Annotated in this window: 22 protein-coding genes, 2 tRNA genes and 1 pseudogene; 11 read left to right on the forward strand and 14 right to left on the reverse strand. The window is 72.4% G+C overall.

What is annotated here, in order from left to right; genetic code table 11:
- The first annotated feature begins 131 nt into the window (after positions 1-131).
- Positions 132-1,430 carry an Ig-like domain-containing protein gene (locus tag ABZ783_RS02500; protein WP_357433956.1) on the forward strand — a complete coding sequence of 433 codons (1,299 nt, stop codon included), beginning with the start codon at positions 132-134 and terminating at the stop codon, positions 1,428-1,430.
- A gap of 100 nt (positions 1,431-1,530) precedes the next feature.
- Here the strand turns inward: ABZ783_RS02500 and ABZ783_RS02505 are convergent.
- Together ABZ783_RS02505 and orn are read right to left on the reverse strand one after the other, a co-directional pair.
- Positions 1,531-1,606, reverse strand: a tRNA-His gene (locus ABZ783_RS02505).
- A gap of 102 nt (positions 1,607-1,708) precedes the next feature.
- Entirely contained in the window at positions 1,709-2,299 is a 591-nt protein-coding gene (gene orn / locus ABZ783_RS02510; RefSeq protein WP_357433958.1) for an oligoribonuclease, read from the reverse strand.
- A 74-nt stretch (positions 2,300-2,373) separates the two neighbouring features.
- On the opposite strand from orn, the gene ABZ783_RS02515 reads away from it, so the two are divergent.
- On the forward strand, positions 2,374-3,633 hold the full coding sequence (locus ABZ783_RS02515) for a glycosyltransferase 87 family protein (protein ID WP_357433960.1): 1,260 nt from the start codon (positions 2,374-2,376) through the stop codon (positions 3,631-3,633).
- Positions 3,634-4,131: 498 nt separating this feature from the next.
- Here ABZ783_RS02515 and ABZ783_RS02520 read toward each other — a convergent pair.
- The 4 genes and pseudogenes from ABZ783_RS02520 to ABZ783_RS02535 all read right to left on the reverse strand — a co-directional run.
- Positions 4,132-4,347 (reverse strand): annotated as a pseudogene (locus ABZ783_RS02520) (hypothetical protein); the annotation flags it as partial.
- A gap of 672 nt (positions 4,348-5,019) precedes the next feature.
- A complete protein-coding gene (locus tag ABZ783_RS02525; RefSeq protein ID WP_357433962.1) occupies positions 5,020-5,757 on the reverse strand; it encodes a YcnI family protein in 738 nt (245 codons plus the stop codon).
- Between the two features lie 15 nt (positions 5,758-5,772).
- Positions 5,773-7,488 carry a copper resistance protein CopC gene (locus tag ABZ783_RS02530; RefSeq protein ID WP_357433963.1) on the reverse strand — a complete coding sequence of 572 codons (1,716 nt, stop codon included), beginning with the start codon at positions 7,486-7,488 and terminating at the stop codon, positions 5,773-5,775.
- Positions 7,489-7,532: 44 nt separating this feature from the next.
- Positions 7,533-8,162 (reverse strand): zf-HC2 domain-containing protein, encoded by a 630-nt coding sequence (locus ABZ783_RS02535; RefSeq protein ID WP_357433965.1) that lies wholly within the window; start codon positions 8,160-8,162, stop codon positions 7,533-7,535.
- Positions 8,163-8,285: 123 nt separating this feature from the next.
- Between ABZ783_RS02535 and ABZ783_RS02540 the strand changes: the two genes are divergently transcribed.
- Genes ABZ783_RS02540 through ABZ783_RS02555 form a run of 4 tightly spaced genes read left to right on the forward strand, consistent with a single transcriptional unit; the run spans position 8,286 to position 11,242 of the window.
- A complete protein-coding gene (locus ABZ783_RS02540) occupies positions 8,286-8,873 on the forward strand; it encodes a sigma-70 family RNA polymerase sigma factor (RefSeq protein ID WP_357433967.1) in 588 nt (195 codons plus the stop codon).
- A gap of 32 nt (positions 8,874-8,905) precedes the next feature.
- Positions 8,906-9,430, forward strand: coding sequence for a MauE/DoxX family redox-associated membrane protein (locus ABZ783_RS02545; protein WP_357433969.1), 525 nt, complete (start codon positions 8,906-8,908; stop codon positions 9,428-9,430).
- Complete coding sequence (locus tag ABZ783_RS02550) at positions 9,423-10,139, forward strand: thioredoxin domain-containing protein (RefSeq protein WP_357433971.1); 717 nt, start codon at positions 9,423-9,425, stop codon at positions 10,137-10,139. Before ABZ783_RS02545 ends, ABZ783_RS02550 begins: the two co-directional genes overlap by 8 nt.
- Positions 10,136-11,242, forward strand: a complete 1,107-nt coding sequence (locus tag ABZ783_RS02555; protein WP_357433973.1) for a hypothetical protein — start codon at positions 10,136-10,138, stop codon at positions 11,240-11,242. Before ABZ783_RS02550 ends, ABZ783_RS02555 begins: the two co-directional genes overlap by 4 nt.
- Before the next feature lie 6 nt (positions 11,243-11,248).
- Here ABZ783_RS02555 and ABZ783_RS02560 read toward each other — a convergent pair whose 3' ends face one another.
- The 4 genes from ABZ783_RS02560 to ABZ783_RS02575 are packed head-to-tail and all read right to left on the reverse strand — an operon-like array spanning position 11,249 to position 14,016.
- Positions 11,249-12,022 carry an ABC transporter ATP-binding protein gene (locus tag ABZ783_RS02560; protein ID WP_357433975.1) on the reverse strand — a complete coding sequence of 258 codons (774 nt, stop codon included), beginning with the start codon at positions 12,020-12,022 and terminating at the stop codon, positions 11,249-11,251.
- Positions 12,019-12,789, reverse strand: coding sequence for a cobalt ECF transporter T component CbiQ (cbiQ, locus tag ABZ783_RS02565; protein WP_357433977.1), 771 nt, complete (start codon positions 12,787-12,789; stop codon positions 12,019-12,021). Before cbiQ ends, ABZ783_RS02560 begins: the two co-directional genes overlap by 4 nt.
- Before the next feature lie 13 nt (positions 12,790-12,802).
- Positions 12,803-13,300, reverse strand: coding sequence for a PDGLE domain-containing protein (locus ABZ783_RS02570; protein WP_357433979.1), 498 nt, complete (start codon positions 13,298-13,300; stop codon positions 12,803-12,805).
- On the reverse strand, positions 13,297-14,016 hold the full coding sequence (locus tag ABZ783_RS02575; protein WP_357433981.1) for an energy-coupling factor ABC transporter permease: 720 nt from the start codon (positions 14,014-14,016) through the stop codon (positions 13,297-13,299). The genes ABZ783_RS02570 and ABZ783_RS02575 overlap by 4 nt, the downstream gene beginning before the upstream one ends.
- Positions 14,017-14,175: 159 nt before the next feature.
- On the opposite strand from ABZ783_RS02575, the gene bcp reads away from it, so the two are divergent.
- From bcp to ABZ783_RS02595, 4 genes are all read left to right on the forward strand, one after another.
- Positions 14,176-14,646 carry a thioredoxin-dependent thiol peroxidase gene (bcp, locus tag ABZ783_RS02580; protein ID WP_357433983.1) on the forward strand — a complete coding sequence of 157 codons (471 nt, stop codon included), beginning with the start codon at positions 14,176-14,178 and terminating at the stop codon, positions 14,644-14,646.
- A gap of 100 nt (positions 14,647-14,746) precedes the next feature.
- A complete protein-coding gene (locus ABZ783_RS02585) occupies positions 14,747-15,583 on the forward strand; it encodes a hypothetical protein (RefSeq protein ID WP_357433985.1) in 837 nt (278 codons plus the stop codon).
- Positions 15,569-15,655 (forward strand) — tRNA-Leu (locus tag ABZ783_RS02590). Before ABZ783_RS02585 ends, ABZ783_RS02590 begins: the two co-directional genes overlap by 15 nt.
- 64 nt (positions 15,656-15,719) lie before the next feature.
- A complete protein-coding gene (locus tag ABZ783_RS02595) occupies positions 15,720-16,250 on the forward strand; it encodes a GNAT family N-acetyltransferase (protein ID WP_357433987.1) in 531 nt (176 codons plus the stop codon).
- A gap of 98 nt (positions 16,251-16,348) precedes the next feature.
- Here the strand turns inward: ABZ783_RS02595 and ABZ783_RS02600 are convergent, their stop codons facing one another.
- The gene (locus ABZ783_RS02600; protein ID WP_357433989.1) at positions 16,349-17,182 is read right to left on the reverse strand and encodes a class I SAM-dependent methyltransferase; all 834 of its coding nucleotides are present in this window, start codon (positions 17,180-17,182) and stop codon (positions 16,349-16,351) included.
- Between the two features lie 126 nt (positions 17,183-17,308).
- On the opposite strand from ABZ783_RS02600, the gene ABZ783_RS02605 reads away from it, so the two are divergent.
- Complete coding sequence (locus ABZ783_RS02605) at positions 17,309-18,382, forward strand: LCP family protein (RefSeq protein ID WP_357433991.1); 1,074 nt, start codon at positions 17,309-17,311, stop codon at positions 18,380-18,382.
- A gap of 71 nt (positions 18,383-18,453) precedes the next feature.
- On the opposite strand, the gene ABZ783_RS02610 is transcribed toward ABZ783_RS02605, so the two are convergent.
- The 3 genes from ABZ783_RS02610 to ABZ783_RS02620 all read right to left on the reverse strand — a co-directional run bounded on the left by ABZ783_RS02610 (position 18,454) and on the right by ABZ783_RS02620 (position 22,607).
- Complete coding sequence (locus ABZ783_RS02610; protein ID WP_357433993.1) at positions 18,454-19,878, reverse strand: sugar transferase; 1,425 nt, start codon at positions 19,876-19,878, stop codon at positions 18,454-18,456.
- Positions 19,879-20,186: 308 nt separating this feature from the next.
- Positions 20,187-21,188, reverse strand: coding sequence for an endo-1,4-beta-xylanase (locus tag ABZ783_RS02615; protein WP_357433995.1), 1,002 nt, complete (start codon positions 21,186-21,188; stop codon positions 20,187-20,189).
- Positions 21,189-21,689: 501 nt separating this feature from the next.
- A complete protein-coding gene (locus ABZ783_RS02620) occupies positions 21,690-22,607 on the reverse strand; it encodes a glycosyltransferase (RefSeq protein ID WP_357433997.1) in 918 nt (305 codons plus the stop codon).
- Positions 22,608-22,703 lie beyond the last annotated feature (96 nt).

Consider the following 22,703-nt stretch of genomic DNA (forward strand, 5'->3'; position numbering starts at 1 on the left):
ATGAAGCGCCGTAACATACCCGAATCGTTACGTCGCGCCCGGCGTGTTTCGGTTCACTTCCGGCAACGGGTATGGGTACCCGCGCGTCTGTAGAGGACGATGGGACCGGGGATGACGACTGTGGGGGAACCATGCGAGCTAGCCAGGATGAGTTGATCCGGCGCGGCACCGCCCGGCGCGGCACGGGGCGCCGGATGTTCGCTGCCGCGGTGCTCGCCGCCGCGATGGCGCTGACCTCCGCCTGCACCGGCGGCGGTGGCGGCGGCGACAAGCCGTCGAGCTGGCATGGCGGGGAGGAGGGCCCGAAGGCGGCCGCCACCATCAGCGAGCCCGTGGCCGACGCCAAGGACGTGCCCGCCTCGACCGCCATCACCTTCACCACGAAGGAGGCGAAGGAGACCGCCGTCGAGCTCAAGGACTCCGCCGGCACGGTCGTCGAGGGCGCGCTCGCGGAGGACGGGAAGAGCTGGCTCCCCGCCGGTGCCCTGAAGTACGGCGAGACGTACACCGCGACGGTGACCGCGACCGGCGACGACGGCAAGCCGGCGACGGCGACCAGCACCTTCACCACCATGGCCAAGCCGGGCAAGCAGGTCCGGGTCAGCAGTTTCCTCGCCGACAACCAGGTGGTCGGCGTGGGCATGCCGCTGATCGTCAGGTTCAGCCGGGCCATCCCGCAGGACTACCGGGACGACGTGCAACGCCGGATGACGGTCACCGCGAAGCCGGCCCAGGAGGGCATCTGGCACTGGGCGAGCCCCACCGAGGTGCGCTACCGGCCGAAGACGTTCTGGCGGGCCAACAGCACGGTGTCGTACCGGGTGCAGGCGGGCGGGCTCCCGCTCGGCGACGGCTGGTACGGCCGAGCCGACCTGACCGTCGACATCAAGATCGGCCCGTCGTTCGTCATGACCGTCGAGAACCGCACCAAGCGGATGACGGTCACCAAGGACGGCAAGGTGATCCGGACGATCCCGGTGAGTCTCGGCAAGAAGACCACCCCGTCGTCCAGCGGCACCATGGTGGTGATCGAGAAGCTCCGCAAGACGGTCTTCGACACCCGCGAGGAGCTGGGCCCGGAGGAGGGCTACCGCACCGACATCGACTTCGCCCAGCGGCTCACCTGGGGCGGCGAGTTCATCCACGCCGCGCCCTGGTCGGAGGGGGTGCAGGGCCGGGTCAACGTCTCGCACGGCTGCGTGAACGTCTCGATGAAGGAGGGCGCCTGGCTCTTCGCCAACACCCGGATCGGCGATCCGATTACGGTGAAGGGCACCGAGCGCAAGCTCCAGAACGGCAACGGCTGGACCGACTGGAACATGAGCTGGGACGAGTACGTCAAGGGCAGCGCTCTGCCGTACGAGCCGCCGGCGCAGCCCGGTGACGACACCAGCCCGAGCGCGGACCCGAGCGCCACGCCGAACGCCTGACCAACGCGTACCCGGAGCCCCTTCCCGACGGAGGGGGCTCCGGCGCTTCTCGGCCCTGAAACGGCTGAGGCCCCCTCCCGGAAGAGGGGGCCTCAGTTGCTGGGGTGACTGATGGGAATTGAACCCACGACAACCGGGACCACAACCCGGTGCTCTGCCAACTGAGCTACAGCCACCATGCTCTCCGCGCCGGTCGACCCGGGCGGGGCGCGGACTAATAATAGCCACACCCCTGCCGTCCCCGTCCACCGGGTTCCGGCCGGCCGCCGGGCGAAGGCTCAGAGCTGGGCGGCGATCGCCTTGGCGCTCTCCACGTCCGGGCCGGGCAGCGGGACGAAGATGGTCCGCCGGTAGTACTCCAGCTCCCGGATGCTCTCCCGGATGTCCGCCAGGGCCCGGTGGGCCAGCCCCTTCTGCGGCTGGCCGAAGTACACCCGTGGGTACCAGCGCCGGCAGAGCTCCTTGATCGAGGAGACGTCGATCATCCGGTAGTGCAGGTGCGCGTCGAGGCGGGGCATGTCCCGGGCGATGAACCCGCGGTCGGTGGCGATCGAGTTGCCGCACAGCGGCGCGCTGCCGGAGTCCTTGACGTACGTGGTGATGTAGTCGAGCACCATGTCCTCGGCCTCGGCGAGGGTGACCGTGGAGCGGCGGGCGGCCTCGGTGAGCCCGGACTTGGCGTGCATGGTCTGGACGATCTCCGGCATCCCGTCCAGCGCCGCGTCGTCGGCGTGGATGACCACGTCCACGCCCTCCCCGAGCACGTTCAGGTCGGGGTCGGTGACGAGCGCGGCGACCTCGATCAGCGCGTCCCGGCCGAGGTCCAACCCGGTCATCTCACAGTCGATCCAGACGAGAAGATCAGCCACCGGATCAGACTACGCGCCACCGATCCGCCCGCGCCTCGGCACCATGGCAGAGATGGACCAGTAGGGTTTGCCCCGTGCCAGCCGAACCTGTCGCACCACCCGCCGTCACCGAGGACGATCCGGGCGGCCGTACGGCCCGTCGGCTCGTCACGGTGGTGGCGCTCGCGGCGGTGCTGCCGGCGCTCTACCTGCCCGGCACGGTCCACGACTTCTTCGACCTGAAGATCTACATGCGGGCGATGGACTGGTGGGCGGCCGGCCACCCGCTCTACGACTACGTCCAGCCGGACCGGGTGCAGGGGGCGCTCTACTTCACCTACCCCCCGTTCGCCGCGCTGCTGCTGCGGCCGTTCGCGCTGTTACCGCTCGGCGCCACCGTGACCATCTTCACGGTGCTGACCGTGCTGGGCGTGGTGGTGACGACCCGCTGGCTGGTGGTCCCGGTCATCAAGCGGCACGACCTGCCCCGGCTGTTCACCCTCACGGTGGCCGTGCTGCTGGTGTTCGCGGTGGAGAGCACCCGGGAGACACTCACCTTCGGGCAGATCAACATGCTGCTGGTGGTGCTGATCCTGGCCGACCTGCTCTTCGCCGTACCCGGGGGGCGGTCCTGGGCCGGGGTGGGCGTGGGGTTGGCGGCGGCGCTCAAGCTCTTTCCCGGCATCTTCGTGCTCTACCTGCTGGCCACCCGGCGCTGGCGAGCGGCGGTGGTCGCCTCGGCGACCGCGGCGCTGGCCACCCTGCTGGCCGCGGCGGTGGCGCCGAGCGACTCGTGGCGGTTCTGGACCCACGAGCTGTGGGCGACCGACCGGGTGGGTCGCACCGACTACACCGGGAACCAGTCGCTGTTCGGCCTGCTCAGCCGGATCACCGCCCCGGAGAAGCCGGCTCAGCTGCCCTGGCTGCTGCTGGTCGTCGTGGTCGCCGGGTACGGGCTGTGGCGGGCCGCCCGCGCCGCCCGGGCCGGGGACGCGTTGGTCGGGGTCACCCTGACCGGCCTGGTCGGCGGCCTGGTCAGCCCGATCACCTGGACGCACCACCTGTACTGGTTCATCCCGGCGGTGGTGGTGCTGGTCGACTCGGCGCTGGACACCGACCGGGGCACGGTGGCGGGTGCCCGGCGGCGCCGCTGGCAGCTCAGCGTCGCGATCGGCGGCGCCTTCGTGATCATCTACGGGGTGGTCACCTTCCTGGACTGGGGGGTTGCGCCGGCGCGTACCGACAGCTTCGGCGAGTTCGTCGCGCGCAACGCGTACGTGCTGCTCAGCCTGGTGCTGCTGGCGGCGCTGCCAACCCGGCGGCCGGGTGGACGGGACCGCACCGGGGCAAGCTGAAACTTGCACCAAATGGACAGACATCGCGACCAGCGGCGTTCGGCGCTAATCTGGTCACAACTACCTCAAGTTTCTCCCAGGTAGCACCGATTCCCCCGGTGACGGTGGCCCTCCGCGTCGGCAGCGCGGAGGGCCACCCGCCGTTGTCGGCCTGACACAGGGCAGGTTTCCCGAAACCACGCCCCAGGCAGCCGGCCCGAGGGGGTGGCGACACCACGCCGCAGGAAGCCGGCGCTATCCGTCGGCGGGCTCCGGCGCGTCCGGCCCGGCGTCCAGCGGCGACGCCGCCCGTGGCGGGACCTCCACCGGACGGGGGGTCGCCGGCATGGCGGCCGGGGGCCAGGACCACGCCGGATCGGCGGGCAGGTCCGCCAGGTTCTCCGGGCGCCCGCTCGGCACCGGGCCGATCGCGGCCCGGGACCGCGCGGTGGGCGCCGAGCCGACGGCGACCAGCTGCCGCTCCGGCCAGGCCGGCCGCTCCCCCACCCCGTCGGGCGTACCCAGCCCGCTGAGCGAGCTGACCCCGAGCCGTCCGGCGAGCACCGGGACCTGGTCAGGCTCGACGACGAAGACCACCTCGCGCGGGCGGACCGGGCGCAGCAGGAGCAGCACGGCGAGCACCACCAGCAGCACCCCACCGGCGAGCAGCGCCCACGCCATCCCGGGGAACCAGCCGGCGCGCAGCTCGGCACGCAGGTCCAGGGCGAGGTCGGCCCGCGCGTCCGGCCGCATCACCACCAGGCTCAGCGACCGGCCGGCCAGCTCGGCGGGGCTCCACTCCAGCGCGCCGATCCCCTCGCGTACCCAGAAGCCCTGCTCGGCGGGGACGGTGGCGGCGGTGCCGGCGGTGGCCGGGCCGGCGGGCTCCAGGCGGACCGGCAGCGGGCCGCGGGCCAGCGCGACCCGGCTGACGGTGGCGTGCGGGGCGGCCGCCAGCCAGCGGGCCACCTGGTCGGCCGGGGCCAGGCCGAGGAAGGCCGGCCCGTCGTCGGTCCGCGCGATCAGCCGTAGACGGGCCTGTGCAGTTCGGGCGAAGGGCGCCTCGGCGCGGAGCAGGTCGTCCACGTCGGTGACCACGACGGCCTGCCCTGGCGTGCGGATCGTCTCGAAGCGGGCGCCGAAGCCGCCGTCCGGGTTCGCGTGCCGGGCCGCGGTCCAGAGCCCGGCCCCCACGAGGAGCGCCGGGATTCCCACAGCCAACAGCAGCATGCCGGCGATCGTTCGCACGAACCGCATTCGGGTCCTCTCCCTCGGTAGCCAACCACCCGGCCGACCTTACCGACGCGAACCGCACAATCGCCGGATATCCACGGCAAGCACCCCAAGGACCGCAGAAAGCACGCCGGCCCGTCGGAAGATCCGACGGGCCGGCGGCACCTGCGCAGGTCAGGACTTCGGCGTGGGCTCCCGACGGGTACGCAGGAAGGCGAGCCCACCGAGGACCAGACCGGCGAGGCCGGCGACCAGACCGGCCACGCCGAGGGCCGTGCCGGCGCTCCCGTCGGAGTCGTCGTCACCGCCGGACGCGGCCGGCGAGGCGTTCGCGGCCACGTTCGCCGCCGGCGAGGCGGACGGCGACGCGGCGGTCAGCTTGAGGACCGGGGCCGGGTGCTCCGGCTCCTCCTTGCCCGGCGTCGGTACCTCGATCCAGCGGGACACATTGCCGTCCGAGTAGGTCTGGATCACCTTGAACACCATCTGGTCGACCTGCGGCAGCGGCCCCATCGACACCGGGAACTCCTGGAACTCGCCCGGCTTGACCCCGCCGCCCGACGCCGCGGTGAAGGTCAGCTTGGCCACCGCCTCGGTGAGCTGGCTGCCGTGCACGTCGATCGGCGGGTCGACCTTGCGCTTCTCCGCCTGCACCGTCCACCCCGGCACCGGCATGGTGGAGACCGAGCCGACCGGTGCGTCCTCCGGCAGGAAGACCTCCACCTTGGTGGTCGAGGCCGTGTCGCTCTCGTTCGGCACCCGGAAGGCGAAGCGGCCGTAGCCACCCTGGGTCGCCTCCTTCGGGTTGACCGTGACGTGCGCCGAGGCCGGCCCGGCGAGGCCGAGCACGGCGGTGGCGACGGCGGCGAGGGCGAGCGCGGCCGCGGTGGCGGGACGCCGAAGACGGAACATGGGCGGAAGCCTCTCCTACTTGATCGGCACGGTGGCGGTCACCGTGGCCTGGTCGATGTCGGACGTGCGGACGGTGAATCGGAACACCCACTGCCCCGCCGCCGGCAGGTTGATCTCACCGGTGGCGTGGTTGTCGGTCAGCGGCAGCAGCGGGATCTCGATCGGCTCGATCCCAGCCGACGGCAGCGCGGCGGTGGCCTTCCACTCCTGCACCGGCTGCGGTCGGTTGTCGGTGGTATACGCGTACAGGTGCATCGAGTTGTTGCCGCGCTGGGCCGGGTCCAGCTCCACCTGCAGCGAGTAGAGCGGGCTGGTCAGCGTGGTGGAGAAGTAGCCGGTGGGCGTACCGGCCACGTTGGCGGCCTCGGTGCGGGCCGGCGTGGTCTGCACCAGGTTGGCCGTGACGCCGAGCACCACCGCGGTGATCGCCAGCTCGGCCACCACCGCCCGGCGCATCGAACCGGGCCGGCCCGCCGCGGTGCGCCGCCGCACCAGCGACCGGGAGTACGCGGCCACCCCGATCACCAGCACGAACAGAGCGATCTTGGCGAGCAGCAACTGCCCGTACGTGGTGTCGAAAAGCGCCTGCGGGGTGGCCACCTCGATCAGCCCCTGCACGGTGCCGGCGAGCAGCAGCGCCGCGACCGCCAGGGCCGCCCAGCGGGACCAGATCGGCAGGATCGCGTCCAGCTCCCGCTCGTCGGCCCGGCGCAGCAGGAAGACCGCGAGCATCACCAGGCCGCCCAGCCAGACGGCCATGCTGCCCAGGTGCACCGCGTCCACCACGACCGAGACCGCCGGCACCGGCGAGGCGGCCGGGTGGCCGGCCAGCGGCCAGGTGAACAGCGCCGCCCCGCCGAGGATGGCCAGGATGATCCCGTCGGTCCGGCCGACCGGCCCGGCAAAGAGCGGCCGCAGCAGGAACGCCGCCGCGGCGAGCAGACCGAGCCGGATCAGGTGCGCGGTGCCGTACGCGCTGCCCAGCACGTCGCCGAAACCGGACCCGGTGACGGCGAACAGGCCACCACCGGCCGTGTACGGCACCTGCAACCACAGCTCGGCCACGGTCGCGACGGCCAGCAGGCCCAGGCCCGACCAGGCCAGCCGGGCCGGCCCGCGTCGGGACAGCCGGCGCGGCCAGAGCAGGGCCAGCACCAGGGCCGGGCCGACCAGCAGCAGCAGACCCAGGTAGCCGACGTACTTCGCCACCTTCACCGCGTTCTCCACCACCGGATTCGCGCGGCTGTCCGTACCGGTGTCGGTCGGTGGCGTCGACGGGGCGCCCACCGAGTAGGTGAAGGCGCCGGAGACCGGGTGGCTGTCGGCGGAGATCACCCGGTAGCTGACCAGGTAGGTGCCACGCGCGCCGGACGGGTCGACCGGGATGGTCACCACCGTGTCCTTGAACGTCGGCTCGCCCCGGTCGGCCCGGGAGCCGTCGGGGGCGATCACCCGGATCTTGCCCGGGACCTTGCGGACCCCCTCGCTGAAGGTCAGCACCACCTCGGCCGGCGCGCCGGGCACCACGGCGGAGGCGGTCGGGCTGGTGCTCACCAGCACCGCGTGGGCGCTGGCCGGGGTGGCCGGGGCGACCAGCAGGGCGACCAGGACGACCAGCAGGCCGGCGACGGTCCCCAGCCGGGCGGCCCAGTGGCGGTCGGCGGCGGCCCGTCGGTCGGCCCGGCGGCGGTCGGCGGCGGGCACGGGCCGGCGGCGTACGGCAGCAGTCATGACCAACATGCTTCCCGACGCGACCGGCGATCGGCGACCCCTGATCATCCGCGTCCGGCGGCGAGCGCGGTGGAGCGGGGCCGGTCCGGCTCGCCGCTGACCCGGCCCAGCGCCCAGAGCAGGCCGGCCTGCACCACGGCGGCCAGGTGGCCCAGCTCGTGCACGGCGGCGGTGGTCGACGCGGCGATGTCCACCAGGCTGGTGCCGGCCAGGCAGACCGCCAGCACCAGGGCCACCGGCAGGAACGCCCGGGCCCGCTCCGGCCGCCAGGCGGCGAGCGCGAAGCCGACCGCGAGGGCCGCGTCGAAGGAGGCCATCTCCCGGCTGGTGTGCGGGTCCGCGTCGACGCCCAGCCCGGCCAGCAGGATCGGCAGCGCGATGGCGAACTGCGCCGCCGCGGCCACCGCCACGGCCACCCGGAGCACCTGGCGCCGGGCCCGCCCGGCGGCCGCGGCACCGGCCCGCGCCGCCGCCCGGTCCGCGGCGACGGCGGCCAGCACCGGGGCGGTCAGATCGGGTACGTCCACCGCCTGCAACCGGGTGAGCCGGGTCACCCGCTCGGCGTGGGCCAGCCAGGAGCGGCAGCCCGGGCAGGACCCGGTGTGCGCCTCCAGGGCCGCCGCCGGGGCCTGCGGGTCCTCCCCGTCCAGCCGGGCCGAGAGCGCCACGCGCACGTCGTCGCACGTCATGAGCGGGTAGTCGGAGAGCCGAGGGGAAAAGTTCCCGACGTGGGCGGGACCACGGAAAGGGCCGAAGGACCCTGCCCGACCCCGGTACGCCGCGTAACCTCGTCAGTCGTGATCCCCGCCCCGCGCGACAGCTCCGCCGGCCACCGTGCGGCGGGGCTCGACGCTGCGCCGGATCCGGCGACGCACTGGGCGCTGGCCGCCCGCGACGGCGATCCGGTGGCCCAGGCCGCCTTCGTCCGGGCCACCCAGGCCGAGGTGTGGCGCTTCGCCGCCGCCCTGGTCGACCCGGACAGTGCCGACGACCTGACCCAGGAGACGTACCTGCGGGCGTTCCGGGCGCTGCCCGCCTTCGAGGGACGGTCCACCGCGCGTACTTGGCTGCTCGGCATCGCCCGGCGGGCCTGCGCCGACCACCTGCGCACCGTGGTCCGCCGGCGGCGGCTCGACGAGCGGCTCGCCGCGCACGCGGCCACCGAGCGGCCGTACCCCGACCCCGCCGGGCAGCTCGGCGCCACCGACCTGATCCGCCGGCTGCCCGCCGAACGGCGCGGCGCGTTCGTGCTCACCCAGCTGCTCGGCCTGTCCTACGCCGAGGCCGCCGCCGTGGAGGGGGTGCCGGTGGGCACCATCAGGTCCCGCGTCGCCCGGGCCCGCAGCGAGCTGATCGACGCCGTCGGCGACGCCCTCGCCGGATGATGGCGGAACTTTTCTCGGATCCGGGGCGACCAATGACCGTGACCGCACCGAGCACCCGGGCCATCCGCTGGCCCGCCGTCCGACCCTGGCTCGGCATCGCCGTCCGGCTCGGGCTGGCCGCCGTCTGGTTGTTCGCCGGCGCCACCAAGGTCGGCGACCTGGCCGCCTCCGGTCGCGCCGTCAACGCGTACCAGGTCATGCCGTACGAGGTGGCCACCGTGATCGGCGCCGCGCTGCCCTTCGTGGAGCTGGCGCTCGGCGTACTCCTGCTCGTCGGGCTGGCCAGCCGCCTGGTCGCCGGCGTCTCCACGGCGCTGCTGGTGGTCTTCATCACCGGCATCGCCTCGGCCTGGGCGCGCGGCCTGGCCATCGACTGCGGGTGCTTCGGCAGCGGCGGCCAACTCGCCGCCGGGCAGGCCCCGAGCTACCTCCCGGAGATCCTCCGGGACCTGGGATTCCTGGTCATGGCCGGATTCCTGCTGATCTGGCCCCGCACTCCGTTCTCGGTGGACGGCTGGCTGGCGGGCGCGGCACCCGAGGAGGGCGAGGATGAGTAGTCGGAAGGGCCAGAAGAAGGCGGCCCAGGTGGTCCGCGCGCAGATCGCCCGGGAGAAGCGGCGCACCCGCACGATCATCACGTCGATCGCCGCGGTGGTGGTGCTGGTGATCGCCGGGCTGATCGGCTGGGCCGTCTACTCCAGCCAGCAGTCGAAGACCTTCACCGCCCCGCCCGGCGCCAACGCCGGCGGCACCGGCATCCTCGACGGGAACGGCCCCGTCACCATCGACCTGTACGAGGACTACCTCTGCCCGGTCTGCAAGCAGTTCCAGCAGGTCAACGGGGCGACCATCGACGAGTTGGTCAGGGACCACAAGGTGCGGGTGATCTTCCACCCGGTGGCCTTCCTGAACCGCTTCTCCACCACCCAGTACTCCACCCGCGCCTCGGCCGCCGCCGGCTGCGCCGCCAAGGGCTCGAGGTTCAAGGAGTTCACCAACGAGCTCTTCGCCAAGCAGCCGCCGGAGGGCAGCGCCGGGCTGAGCGACGCCGAGCTGATCGACATCGGCGCCGGCGTCGGGCTGAACCGGGACGACTTCGGCGCGTGCGTCAACAACGGCACGTTCAAGGCGTGGACCGCACACGTCACGGACGACGCCAGCAAGTCGGGCGTCACCGGCACCCCGACCATCAAGGTCAACGGCAAGGAGCTCACGGACAAGAGCCCCGAGGGGATCAAGGCAGCGGTGGCGGCGGCCGGCAAGTGAGCCTCCGACCGCTGCGCCGGGCGGCGGTGGTGCTCACCGCCGCTCTCACCGCACTCCTCGCCCTCGCCGCCCCGGCCGCCGCGCACGGGGCGGACGCCCCCGACGGCACCAACTACCGGGCCGCGGTGATCGAGCTCAGCCCCGCCCCGCCCGGACTCACCGCCCGGATGGTCGAGGCGGGCGCCCGGCTCGAGCTGACCAACCACACCGGGCGGGACGTCGAGGTGATCGGCTACTCCGGCGAGCCGTACCTGCGGATCGGGCCGGGCGGGGTATATGAGAACACCCGCTCCCCCGCCACCTACCTGAACCGGACCATCGCCGCCGACACCCAGCTCCCCCCGCAGGCCGACCCGGCGGCGACGCCGACCTGGCAGCGGATCTCCGCCGGGCCGACGGCCCGCTGGCACGACCAGCGCACGCTCTGGCTGGAGTCGGCGCCGCCGCCGCAGGTCACCGCCGACCCGGCCCGGGAGCAGCAGGTCCGCGCCTGGGTGGTGCCGCTGCGCACCGGCGACCAGCCCATCGAGGTACGCGGCACGCTGGACTGGGTGCCGCCGCCGGACGCCTACCCGTGGTGGGTGGCCGCCACGCTCGGCTTCCTGCTGATCGGCGCGGCGGGGCTGGTCCCCGCCGGCTCGACGGCCGGTACGCGCTCGTTGCGGGCGGCGGGCGCGCTGCTCGCCGCCGGCGGGCTGGCCACGGTGGCGCTCACCGTCGGCCGGGCGCTGGACGCCGGGGCCGCCGGCGCCGGTGGGGTGCTGCTCGAGCTGGTCAGCGGGCAGGTGTGGACGCTGCTCACCGGGCTCGGCGCGCTCGCCGCCGGCGGATACGCGCTGGCTCGCCGGGAGGCCGCCGACTTCGCGCTCGCCCTGGCCGGGGCCTGCCTGGCCCTCTTCGCCGGGGTGGCGAACCTGGCCGTGCTGTCCCGCTCGGTGGTGCCGGTGCTGTGGCCGGCGGGCCTGGCCCGGGTGCTGGTGACGGTGATCCTGGCCACCGGGGCGGGTGCGGTCGCCGCCGGCGTCCTGCGCCTGCACGCCGCCTCCCGCGCCGCGCGGCACACACCGGGCGACCCACGCCCCACCGCAACGCTGGCCCGGTGAGGTGGGTCAGGCGGGGCGGGCGGCGGTGCGGGGGTCGAAGCCGTAGGGAAGCTCGAGGCGGTGGGCCGCCAGCAGGGCGTCGTCGGTGAGGATCTCGGGCGTGGGGGCGTCGGCGACGATCCGGCCGGCGTCCAGGATCACCGAACGGTCGCAGAGTTCCGCCGCGTACGGCAGGTCGTGGGTGACCATCAGCAGGGTCACCGGCAGCGCACGCAGGATCTCCGCCAGCTCCCGCCGGGCGGCCGGGTCGAGGTTGGACGACGGCTCGTCGAGGACCAGGATCTCCGGGTGCATGGCGAGCACGGTGGCCACCGCCACCCGGCGGCGCTGCCCGAACGAGAGGTGGTGCGGCGCCCGGTCCCGGTGCTCGCTCATCCCCACGGCGGCCAGGGCCTCGTCGACCCGGGCTGCCAGCTCCGCCCCGCGCAGCCCCAGGTTGGCCGGCCCGAACGCGACGTCCTCGGCGACGGTGGGCAGGAACAGTTGATCGTCCGGGTCCTGGAAGACGATGCCCACCCGGCGGCGGATCTCGGCGAGGGTGTCCCGGTCCCGGCCCACCGTCAGGCCGCCGACGCTGACCGTCCCCTCCGTCGCGGTGAGGATGCCGTTGAGATGCAGCACCAGCGTGGTCTTGCCGGCGCCGTTCGGCCCGAGCAGCGCCACCCGCTCCCCGCGCGGCACGGTCAGATCCACCCCGTGCAGGGCGACGTGGCCGTCTGGGTACGCGTACCGGACGCCGCGTACGTCCAGCGAGGGAGGTGTCTGCACGTGCCCGATCATCTCAGGACGACCGCGACGGCGGCGATGGTGGCCGCGGCCAACGGCACCGTCGCGGCGGCCACCCACTGCCCGGCGGTGGCCGCGCCCGCGCCCTGCCACACCGCCGGCATCCGCCCGGTGTAGCCACGGGAGACCATCGCCAGGTAGACCCGCTCGCCGCGTTCGAAGGCGCGCAGGAAGAGCGCGCCCACCCCGGCGGCGAAACCGCGGAGCTGCCAGAGGAACCGCGGATCGTCGCCCCGGGACACCCGGGCCACCCGCATCCGCCGGGCCTCGCCCACCAGCACGTCCAGGTAGCGCAGCATGAACGTGGCGATCTGGGTGAGGATCTGCGGGCAGCGCAGCCGGTCCAGGCCGACGATCAGGTCACGCGTCGTCGTGGTCGCCGCCAGCAGCAGCGACGCGAGTACGCCGAGCGTGCCCTTGGCCAGGATGTTCCACGCGCCGTGCAGCCCGTCGACGGACAGGCTCAGCCCGGCCACCTCGACCCGCTCCCCGGTGCCGAGGAACGGCAGCGCGAAGGCGAAGAGCACGAACGGCAGCTCGATCAGCGCCCGGCTGAGCAGCCAGCGCGGCCCGACCCGTGCCAACGCCGCCACGGCGGCGACCAGCAGGGCGTAGGCGCCGAAAGCCCAGTACGCCTCCCGGGGCGTGGCGACCACCGCGACGGTGAAGAGCACCATCGCGGCGATCTTCACCTCCGGCGCGAGGCGGTGCACCGGTGAGGCGGACTCGCGATAGAGCACGTGCACGTGCCCGGCACCCATGACGGCGGGTCCCTCAGCGGGTGCCGGCGGGGCGCGCGCCGGCGTCCCGTGCAGCCGACCCGGTCGGGGCGCCACCGGCCGGATCGGTCGGGATGCCGTTGGCCGGATCGGTGAGGGCGCCGTTGGCCGGGCCGGTCGGGGCACCGTTGGCCGGATCGGTGAGGGCGCCGTTGGCCGGGCCCCGGCGGCGGGCCAGCCAGAACAGGCCGCCGCCCAGGGCGAAGGTGAGCAGCACGCCGATCACGCCGGAGATGCCGGTCGAGAGGAACCCGTTGCCGACGCCCCGGACGCCGTAGTCGGCCAACGGGCTGTCGGCCAACTCGTGGTCCTTGGCCTGCTGGGCCGGGCAGCTCCCGCCGGTGATCTCGTCCTCGGCGTTCACCGTGCACCCCTTCAGCAGCGACGAGTCGAGCCCGTCCGGGTGCGACGAGGCGTAGTTGCTCACCACGCCGGCGAGCAGCAGGGCGACCAGCAGGCCGCCGAGGATGAAGGGCCAGGGACGCTTGCTCATCGGACACCTCCGGCGGCCGGGACGGCGGGAGCCGGCACAGCCGGCTTACGGGCGCGCAGCGCGTACACCAGATCGGGACGGACCTTCGCGACGGTGACCACCGTGGTCGCGGTGATCAGGCCCTCGCCGATGCCGATCAGCAGGTGGACGCCGGCCATCGTGCCGGCCAGGCCGGCGAGGTTGCCGCCCAGGTCGGCGGTGCCGCCCAGCCAGTACTGCAGGACGAAGCCCTGGCTGGCGACCACCACGCTGACCAGCGCGGCGACGAAGCCGGTGACGCCGAGACCGGCCGTGGTGCGCGGCAGCACCCGCAGCAGCAGCGCGATCAGCAGGTACGCGGCGGCGGTGCCGAGGATCGCCATGTTGGTGATGTTGAGGCCGAGCATGGCCACCCCGCCGTCGCCGAAGACCAGCGCCTGCACGACAAGGACCACGGCCACGCAGAGCGCCCCGACCCACGGCCCGACCAGCAGCGCGGCGAGGGCGCCACCGAGCAGGTGGCCACTGACGCCGGCGGTGAAGATCGGGAAGTTGAGCATCTGCACGGCGAAGATGAACGCGGCCACCAGGCCCGCCATGGGGGCCAGCCGGTCGTCGAGGTCGCGGCGCCCGCGCAGCACGCAGAAGGCGAGCACGGCGAGCGCGAACGCGGCGAAGATCGCGGCGACGGGACCGTCGATGATCCCGTTCGAGATGTGCATCGCCAGTGTGTCCACTCGACCTCCCCCGACGCGGCGGGACGATCCACGCCGACACGGGCAGCTTATTTGCGACGACCTGTTGTTGCCAATCCCTTGCAACAAGCCATGGTGACCATCACGCCACCGCGCGTCGCCACCGTCCCGGTCCGGCCATGCGGCGGTATCGTCTGCGCCATGACCGACCGCCTCAGCCCCGGCGACCCCGCCCCCGAATTCACCCTCCCCACCGACAGCGGCGGGAGCCTCTCCCTGGCCGACCTGCGTGGCCGCAAGGTCATCCTGTACGCGTACCCCGCCGCCATGACGCCCGGCTGCACCAAGCAGGCGTGCGACTTCCGCGACTCGCTCGCCTCGCTCCAGGCCGCCGGCTTCGAGGTGGTGGGCATCTCGCCGGACAAGCCCGAGAAGCTGGCGAAGTTCCGCGACCGGGACGCCATCACCTTCCCGCTGGTCGCCGACACCGACAAGGCCGTGCTGACCGCGTACGGCGCGTACGGCGAGAAGCAGTTGTACGGCAAGACGGTGACCGGGGTGATCCGCTCGACCTTCGTCATCGACGAGGACGGGAAGATCGAGCGGGCGCTCTACAACGTCAAGGCCACCGGGCACGTCGCCAAGCTCCGCCGGGACCTCGGCCTGGACTGAACCTGTTGTAGGCCGCCGCTACCGTGCGCACATGCCTCGGTACAAGTACAGCCCGGAGATGCTGGCGGCAGCGGCGGCACAGGCCCGGAGCATCGCGGAGGTGCTGCGGCTGCTCGGTGTACGGATGAGCGGCGGGTCGCACGCGCACATCAGCCGGCAGCTCAAGCGCTTCGGCATCGACACGTCGCACTTCACAGGGCAGGTGCACAACAAGGGGCAACGCGGCGCACGGCGCACCACCTCGTCCCAGTTGCTGCTACGGCTGCCGGCCGGCTCCCGCCGCACACCGGGCACCCGGTTGAAGTGGGCGCTGCGGGACATCGGCGTCCCCGAGGAGTGTGAGGGCTGCGGCGTCGGCCCACGCTGGCGGGGCCGGCCGCTGACGCTGCACGTGGACCACATGAACGGCGACTTCCTGGACAACCGGCCACCGAACCTGCGGATTCTCTGTCCGAACTGTCACAGCCAGACCGACACCTACGCTGGCCGGAACAAGGGCGGTCCGTCGCCAGAGGCCCCGTCCCCCACCGCCGCACCCACGCCGGCAGTTCGTCCGCAGTTACCGCTGGACCAGGTGGAAGACCTGATCAGGCAAGTGGCAGACGGCATCCTCGGTCCGAGCGAGGCCGCGCGGCGAATCGGCTGTCACCGCAACCACGTCGCCCGGCTCCGACAACGTCTCGCCGACCGAGGCGGCCTCGCCGCCGCGCCCGCACGCCGGGCAACCCGGGATCTCGCACTCGAAGCTGTCGTCGTTCGCCACGCGCTGGCACACCCCGATCTCGGCCCGCGGAGGCTGGCCGACCTCATCAAGTCGTCGTCGGCCGGCACCTGGGTGGTCAGCCATGGAACGGTGTCGAACATTCTGCGGCGGGCGGGACTGCACACCGTCTCGGCGCGACGCACTAGACTCATCGGGTCGGCGGGAGTGGCGTAACAGGCAGGCGCGCGGGCCTTAGGAGCCCGTGTCCGAAAGGACGTGGGGGTTCGACTCCCCTCTCCCGCACCAGCAGCGGTGTCGTGAAGGTCACGAAGGTGGGTTCACGCCGCGCCATTCCCGCAGGATGGCGGGCGTGAACCTGCGCTTCGTCCTCGACCCCGAACTCACCCCCGAGCTGCGCGAGCAGATCGTCGCGCTCTGGGTGGACGTCACCAACGCCGGCGGCGCGGTCGGCTTCGTCGCCCCGGTGACGGCGGCCGAGGTCCGGCCCCTCGCCGAGGAGACCTTCGCGGGTCTGGCCGACGGGCCGGACCGGCTGCTGGTGGGCTACGCGGGGGACCGTCTCGTCGGCATCCTGATCATCTCCGACAACCGGTTCCACCTGAAGACGCACTGGCGGGTGCTCAAGCGGGTGATGGTCCATCCCGACACCCAGGGCCGGGGGTACGGCGCGGCGCTGATGCGCGAGGCCGAGCGGATCGGCCGGGAGTTGGGCCTGGCGGCGCTGCACGTGACGGTGCGGGACGGCCTGGGCCTGGGCGCGTTCTACGGCCGGCTCGGCTACCGGGAGGTGGGCCGGCTCCCCGCCGCGCTGCGCCTCGTCCCCGGCGACGAGCGGGACGAGGTCTTGATGTGGCTCGACCTGGGCACCGCAGCGGCCTGACCATTCCGGCAATGTCGGCAGCCGCAGCCGGGCGGTCGATGCTGCCGGAGCTCTGGCGGCCCGGACAAGCGGCCTGACCGAGAGTTAAGGCGCGACCATCACCAGGCGACGCCGATCCCGTCGCCGGGGTACCAGTGCCGGGCCGGGGTCTCCCGGTATGCGAGGAACCGGCGACCGGTGCGTTCGGCGTGCTGGGCGAGGACGTTGGTGATCGTGGCGTTGTCGGTGAGCAGCATCGCCGCGGGGGCGAGTTGCGGCTCGATCGCGGCGAACTCGCGCTGCTCGTGCCCCCGGCTGTGGTCGCTGTCGTGCAGGAAGAGGTCGACCGGCCGGTCCAGTGCGTTGATGGAGGCGATGGAGTCGCCGATGACGAGGTCGACCACGTCGGCCCACGGGGTGGTTTTAGCGAGGTAGCCGGCCTCGGGGTTGATGTCGAGCGAGGTGAGGCGGCCGGGGTGCCCTTCGGCGGTGTTGCGCAGCAGGGCGGCGGCCAGGACGCAGCTGCCGAGGCCCTTGTCCACGCCGGTCTCGACGACGTGGGCGGGTTTGCGGGCGCGGACGATGGCGTACCAGCCGATCCGGCGGGCGTAGCGGACCTGCCGGTCGGCCAGGCCGCGCCGGGACGCGGTGGCGGTGGCGGTCTCGATGTGCCCGCGCAACTTGTCGTCGCCTTCGAGTTCGGCGAACCAGCCGCGCACCTGCCCGACGGGGACGTCGCAGACGACGCTGACGAACCAGGCGAGGTGGTGCTGGCTCAGGCTGGTCAGGTCGTACGTGTAGTTGTGATGCTCGCGAGAGGTGAGCAGCCAGCGGGCGGAGGCGCGCAGCACCTTGCCGTCGTGCCGGGCGACCTTGGCCAGGCGGGTCGGGAAGGCGGCGACCGGGGCCAGCCGGGTGCGGGCGATGGCCCGACGGAGCTTCGTTGCGTCCACCTGTGCGGTTTTATCAGGTTGGGGTGGCGACTGGCGAGGAAAGTTTTGTCGCCAACCGGGTGGCCGGCAGGTGGCCGGTCGGACGAGGGTCCGCGCGGCAGAGCGTGAGTAAGTAGCATCGCCCGCATGTTTCCTGGCCAGCAGCACGCCGATCAGCCGGCGTACGTGGATCCAACCGGCCCGACCCAGGTTCCGTCCGAGGTGGAGCCTGCCGCGCAGAAGCGTCCCCGGCGTCGCTGGCGGCGCGTCCTGCTCATCACCTTCCTGGTGGTGGTGCTTTTGGGTGGTGGCGGCCTGATCGCCGGTGGCATCTACCTGAAGTCGGTGGAGTCCGGCATCGACCGGGTCGACGCCTTCACCGGGGTGCCCGAGGCGGAGCGGCCGGCGGCCGGCGCCCAGGGGGCCCAGAACCTGCTGATTCTCGGCAGCGACTCGCGTGACCCGGAGAAGACCGAGGGGTCGCGTACGGACTCGATCATCGTGGCGCACCTTCCGGCCGACCGGTCGAGCGCCCAGCTGATCTCCATTCCGCGGGACACGTGGGTGTCGGTGCCGCGATCGGCGGATGGCCAGCACGGCGGTCGGGAGGCGAAGATCAACGCCGCTTTCGCGTGGGGCGGTGTGCCGCTGATGGTGCAGACGGTGGAGAAGTTCACCGGGGTCCGGATCGACCACGTGGCGATCATCGACTTCGCCGGCTTCAAGGAGATCATCGACGCGCTCGGCGGTGTGACCGTCGACGTGGAGAAGTCGTTCAAGTCGATCCACCCGCCGTACCGCTCCTTCCAGGCCGGGCCGCAGCAGCTTGACGGCGAGGCGGCGCTGGACTACTCCCGCCAGCGCAAGCAATTCGCGGACGGTGACTTCGCCCGCATCCGCCACCAGCAGCAGGTCATCAAGGCCATCCTGGACAAGGCCGCCTCCGGTGGCATCCTCACCAACCCCGCCAAGTTGAACTCGTTCGTCAAGGCGACGTCGAGTTCGGTGTCGGTGGACAAGGGCATGTCGTTGCTCGACATGGGGACGCAGATGCGCGGGGTGCGGGGCAGCAACCTGTCGTTCCTCACCAGCCCGACCAAGGGCACCGGCCGGAAGGGCACCGAGAGCGTGGTGCTCGCCGACACCGCCCGGGCGAAGGCCTGCTACGACGCGGTGCGCCGGGACGCGGTGGAGGAGATCAAGCAGTACGCCCGGAAGTGACCGCCCCGGTGGGCGGGACGATGACGTGATCGGGGCGGCAGGGTCGGGTGACCCTGCCGCCCCGTTTGGCGTCAGTAGGCGCCGCGCCGAGCCAGGACCACGCTCACGGTCCGCCACAGGATTCCGAGGTCGTACGCCAGTGACCAGTTGTCCACGTAGTGCAGGTCCAGGCGTACCGCGTCGTCCCAGGTCAGGTCCGACCGGCCGGAGATTTGCCAGAGCCCGGTGATGCCGGGCCGCACGAGCAGGCGTCGACGCACATCGCCCTGGTAGTCGTCATCCTCGGTGGGCAGCGGCCGCGGACCGACCAGCGACATCTGGCCCATCAGCACGTTGATGAGCTGGGGTAGCTCGTCCAGCGACAGCGCGCGGAGGTGGCGGCCGATCGGCGTGACCCGGGGGTCGTCCTTCATCTTGAACAGCAGCCCGTCGCTCTCGTTCTGGTCCTGCAGGGCCTCGAGCCGCTGTTCCGCATCGGTGTACATGGTCCGGAACTTCCAGACCTTGAATGCCTTGCCCTTGTGCCCGATGCGGGTCTGGCGGAACATCACCGGCCCCGGGTCGGTCAGCTTGATGGCCAGCGCGATGCCGAGCAGCACCGGGCTCAGCAGAATCAGGCCGACCAGGGCGGTGAACCGGTCGAGGGTCGCCTTGGCCACCAGCGACAGGCCCGACAGCGTCGGCTCCTCCACGTTGAGCAGGGGCAGGCCCTCCACCGGACGCACGTGGATGCGCGGGCCGGTGACGTCGGTGACCTGAGGCACCACCACGAGGTCCAGCCCGGTGCCCTCGATCTGCCAGGCCAGCTTGCGCAGCTCGTACGACTCCAGGCTGGCTGGACCGCAGACGGCGATGGTGTCTGCGCCGATTTCCTGCACGAGCGGCACCAGTTCCCAGCCGACGTAGACCGGCACCGGTGCGGTCACCGTCTCCCCGGGGCGCGGGTGGTGCGGCAAATGGATGGCGATCGGGTGCAGCCCAGCGGCGGGATTGCGGATCGCCACGTCGTAGAGCGCCATCGCGTCGGAGAGCTTCCCGACGAGGAGGATCTTCTGCGACGCGTGCGATCCGTGTCGGCGCAGGAAATGCAGCACGGTGCGGGCCACGAAGCGGCCGATCAGCGTGTAGCCCAAGGCTGCCAGCACGACCAGGAGCACCGTCAACCGGGACAGGTCCTTCTTGAAGCCGAGCGCAAGCAGGGACACGGTCGCGGCCATCGCGATGTCGGCCCGCACCACCCGCTTGAGTTCCTCGGTGCCGATGCCGAGCGCACGGCGGTCGTACGCGCCGCAGGCGGCGAGCAGCAGGACCCATCCCACCGGGATACCGAGGTTGGCCACCAACACGAAGACCCCGTCGACCCCGCCGGGCGCCGCCGGGTTCCGGAAGCCGGCGTCGGCCTCTTCAAGCAGGTCTATCGCGGTCCGGCTGGCCGCCAGCGCGGCGAGCAGGTCGAGCAGCAGCAGCCAGAGCACGTACGGCCGGTGCCAGCTCACACGTGGGGTGGCCGGGCGCCCAAAGGCCGACCGGGCAAAGCCGTTCGACGGTGTTATCACGCCGGCACCGTGGTTCGCCGCCGTATTCGACGGCACGGACGGTGCGGGCGATCGGGTATCCAGGGACACGATCTTCCTTCCTACGTCAGCCCCCGTCGGCAGATCGCGACGTGCACCTTATGCCTGGCCAGTTTCGCTGACCATTGGCGGTTCGGTGGATTGTGTGTGGTGGAGCGGCCCACTCGGTGGGCGAGCGCGACTGCGGATCACTGCGATCCGGACACCTGGCGGCCGGCAAGCGCCGCGGGTCAGCCCGGCGAGGCCGACTCTCGCTCGCGCAGCTCCGCCACCAGCGCCCCGTGAGCCGGCTTCGGCCGCATGCCCATGTCGAACACACAGGCGGCGCCGTACCCCTGGTAGCGGTGCGGGATCCAGCTGCCGGCGTCGGTGAAGCCCCAGACGGTGAACGACTCGCAGGTGGGCACGGCGAGGCAGGCGGCCAGCACACGCTGGTACAGCGACGCCTGGCTGACCAGCTTCTCCGGAGTCGCCGGCAGCTTCAGCCGGACGTCCAGCTCCGTGACAGCCACCACCACGCCGAGGGCGGCGAAGCGGCGCAAGTTGCCCAGGATGTCGGTCGGGGGCTGGTCCGCCCGGAGGTGGCTCTGGAAGCCCACTCCCTGGATCGGCACGCCCTGGGCGCGTAGGTCACGGACCAATCGCCACAGGGCGTCCGACTTCTTGGTCCGGCCCTCAGTGCCGTACTCGTTGATAAACAGTCGGGCGTCCGGGTCGGCCTCGCGCGCCCAGCGGAACGCGTCGGCGATGTATCCGGGCCCGAGTTTGCGCAGCCAGATGGTGTCGCGCAACGAGCCGTCCTCGGCCAGTACCTCGTTCACCACGTCCCAGGCCCAGACCCGGCCCCGGTATCGGGATGCCACGGTGGTGACGTGCTTGCGCAGCACCGCGCGCACCTGGGACGGCGACCACGACTCGTCAATCCACGACGGGAGGCTGCCGTACCACACCAGCGTGTGGCCGTACACGGCCTGTCCGTTGGCCTCGGCGAACTCGACCAGACGGTCGGCGGCGCCCCAGTCGTAGTGGTCCCGCGCAGGCTCCAGCACCGACCACTTCATGGCGTTCTCGGGTGTGATCGCGTTGAACTGCGAGGCCAGCGTGGTGCGGTACCGCTCGTCCTCGGCCAGCAGGCGGTCGTCAACGGCCGTGCCCATCCGGACGTTCGGCAGTGCGAGGCCGCGCAGGGTGGGCTCCGAGGCCGAGGGCGCTCGCCATGCGGGGGCATTCACGTGCGGCTCGTCAGTATCGGCGGAACGGCCTCGGACACAGGACACCGCGACACCGAGCAGGAGCGTCACCACCGCCGCCAACGCCATCCAGCGGCGAGCCCGACGGACCCGGCCGGCGGGTGACGGTGGCCCGGCCACCGCAGTCGCCGATGATCGCGCCTTCGGGCCGGCGGTCTCGCTCGGCACGGTGGCGGGCACGGCACCGCCATGGGCGCTTTCGGCCATTACCATCCTCAGGTGATGCAGCGACTACGGCATGACGGATTAATCCGGTCGGCGACCCCATCCTAGGGCCGGGCCCGGATCGGCGTCCGCGCTGGCTTGCCGCGTCGGCGCTTCTCCCATCGCGGACGGCCCCCGCATCTCCGTTCGTGGCCCGGGCGGGCCGGCGGTCTGGCGTCGCCGACGGCGTACCGCCCCAGAGGGTGCGCCGCCCGGAGAATACGCCGCCGCGCCGGACGCGCTGCCGGCTGGCGGCACCCCGGGGCACCGGGGCCGGCCTCAGCGGTCGAACGACGTGACCAGTGCCTTGCCGACTTCGCTCACGCCCCGCAGCGCCACCACCGCCAGCGCCAGGCCCGGTATCCGGGGCCGCGTGTAGGTGGTGATGAGCCGGTGCCACACCGAGAGGCCGGCGAGCCGCTTGCGGCTGATGTTGTCGCCGTGCCGGTGGAAGCGCACGACCGGGTACGCGAGATGTACGAGCCGCACGTCACTCGCCAGCGCCCGCAACACCAGCTCGACGTCCACCTTGATGGGCGTGTTCTCGTCGTACCCGCCGAGACGAACGAGCAGTTCCCGGTCGATCGACATGCCGGAGTGCTTGAACGGCAGGCGGGGCCGGGTCAGGACGGACCAGAGCATCCGCCGCGCGGAAGGGTAGGCGGGCAACCGGATGATCCGGCCCGCGGTGCCGACGAGTTCCTCGTAGTCGGTGTAGATCCACTGCGCACCCGTCCGGCTGAGGAACTCGTGAATCCGGTGCAGACCATCCGGCGCGAGTTCGTCGTCGGAGTCGAGGACGGTGATGTAGCGACCCCGGGCAACCTTCAGCGCGGTGTTGCGGGCGGCGCTGATGCCCGACGGGGGCTGCCGCACCAGCCGGATGCGGTCGTCGGCGAGAAGGCCCGCCTCCGCCAGCCCTTCCTGGACCGGCACGGCGGAGCCGTCGTCGACGATGACCACCTCGAAGTCGTCAAACCCGTTGTCGAGGATGCTGCGCACCGACTTCACCAGCAGAGCCGGTCGGTTGCGCACCGCGATGCAGACCGAGATGCTCGGTGGAGCGGGATTTGCCGGGCTGGCGGCGTCGGCGGCGATCGGCGCCGGAATGCCCGGAGGTCGGGGCCCGTACGACGGAGCAGGCTCCAGGATCTTGTTGGGCGGCTCCGTCGGGATAGTGGGCGGGGACGCCATCATGGACGCTCGGCACCCACCGCGACCGGGCCCAGCACCCCCTTGGCGCCCCGGGACAGCGCCTCGTCTACTGCCTTCATACTCTCCGCCACCCCCGTG

It is taken from the genome of Micromonospora sp. NPDC047738 (genome assembly GCF_040642675.1).
In the GTDB taxonomy this organism is placed as follows: domain Bacteria; phylum Actinomycetota; class Actinomycetes; order Mycobacteriales; family Micromonosporaceae; genus Micromonospora.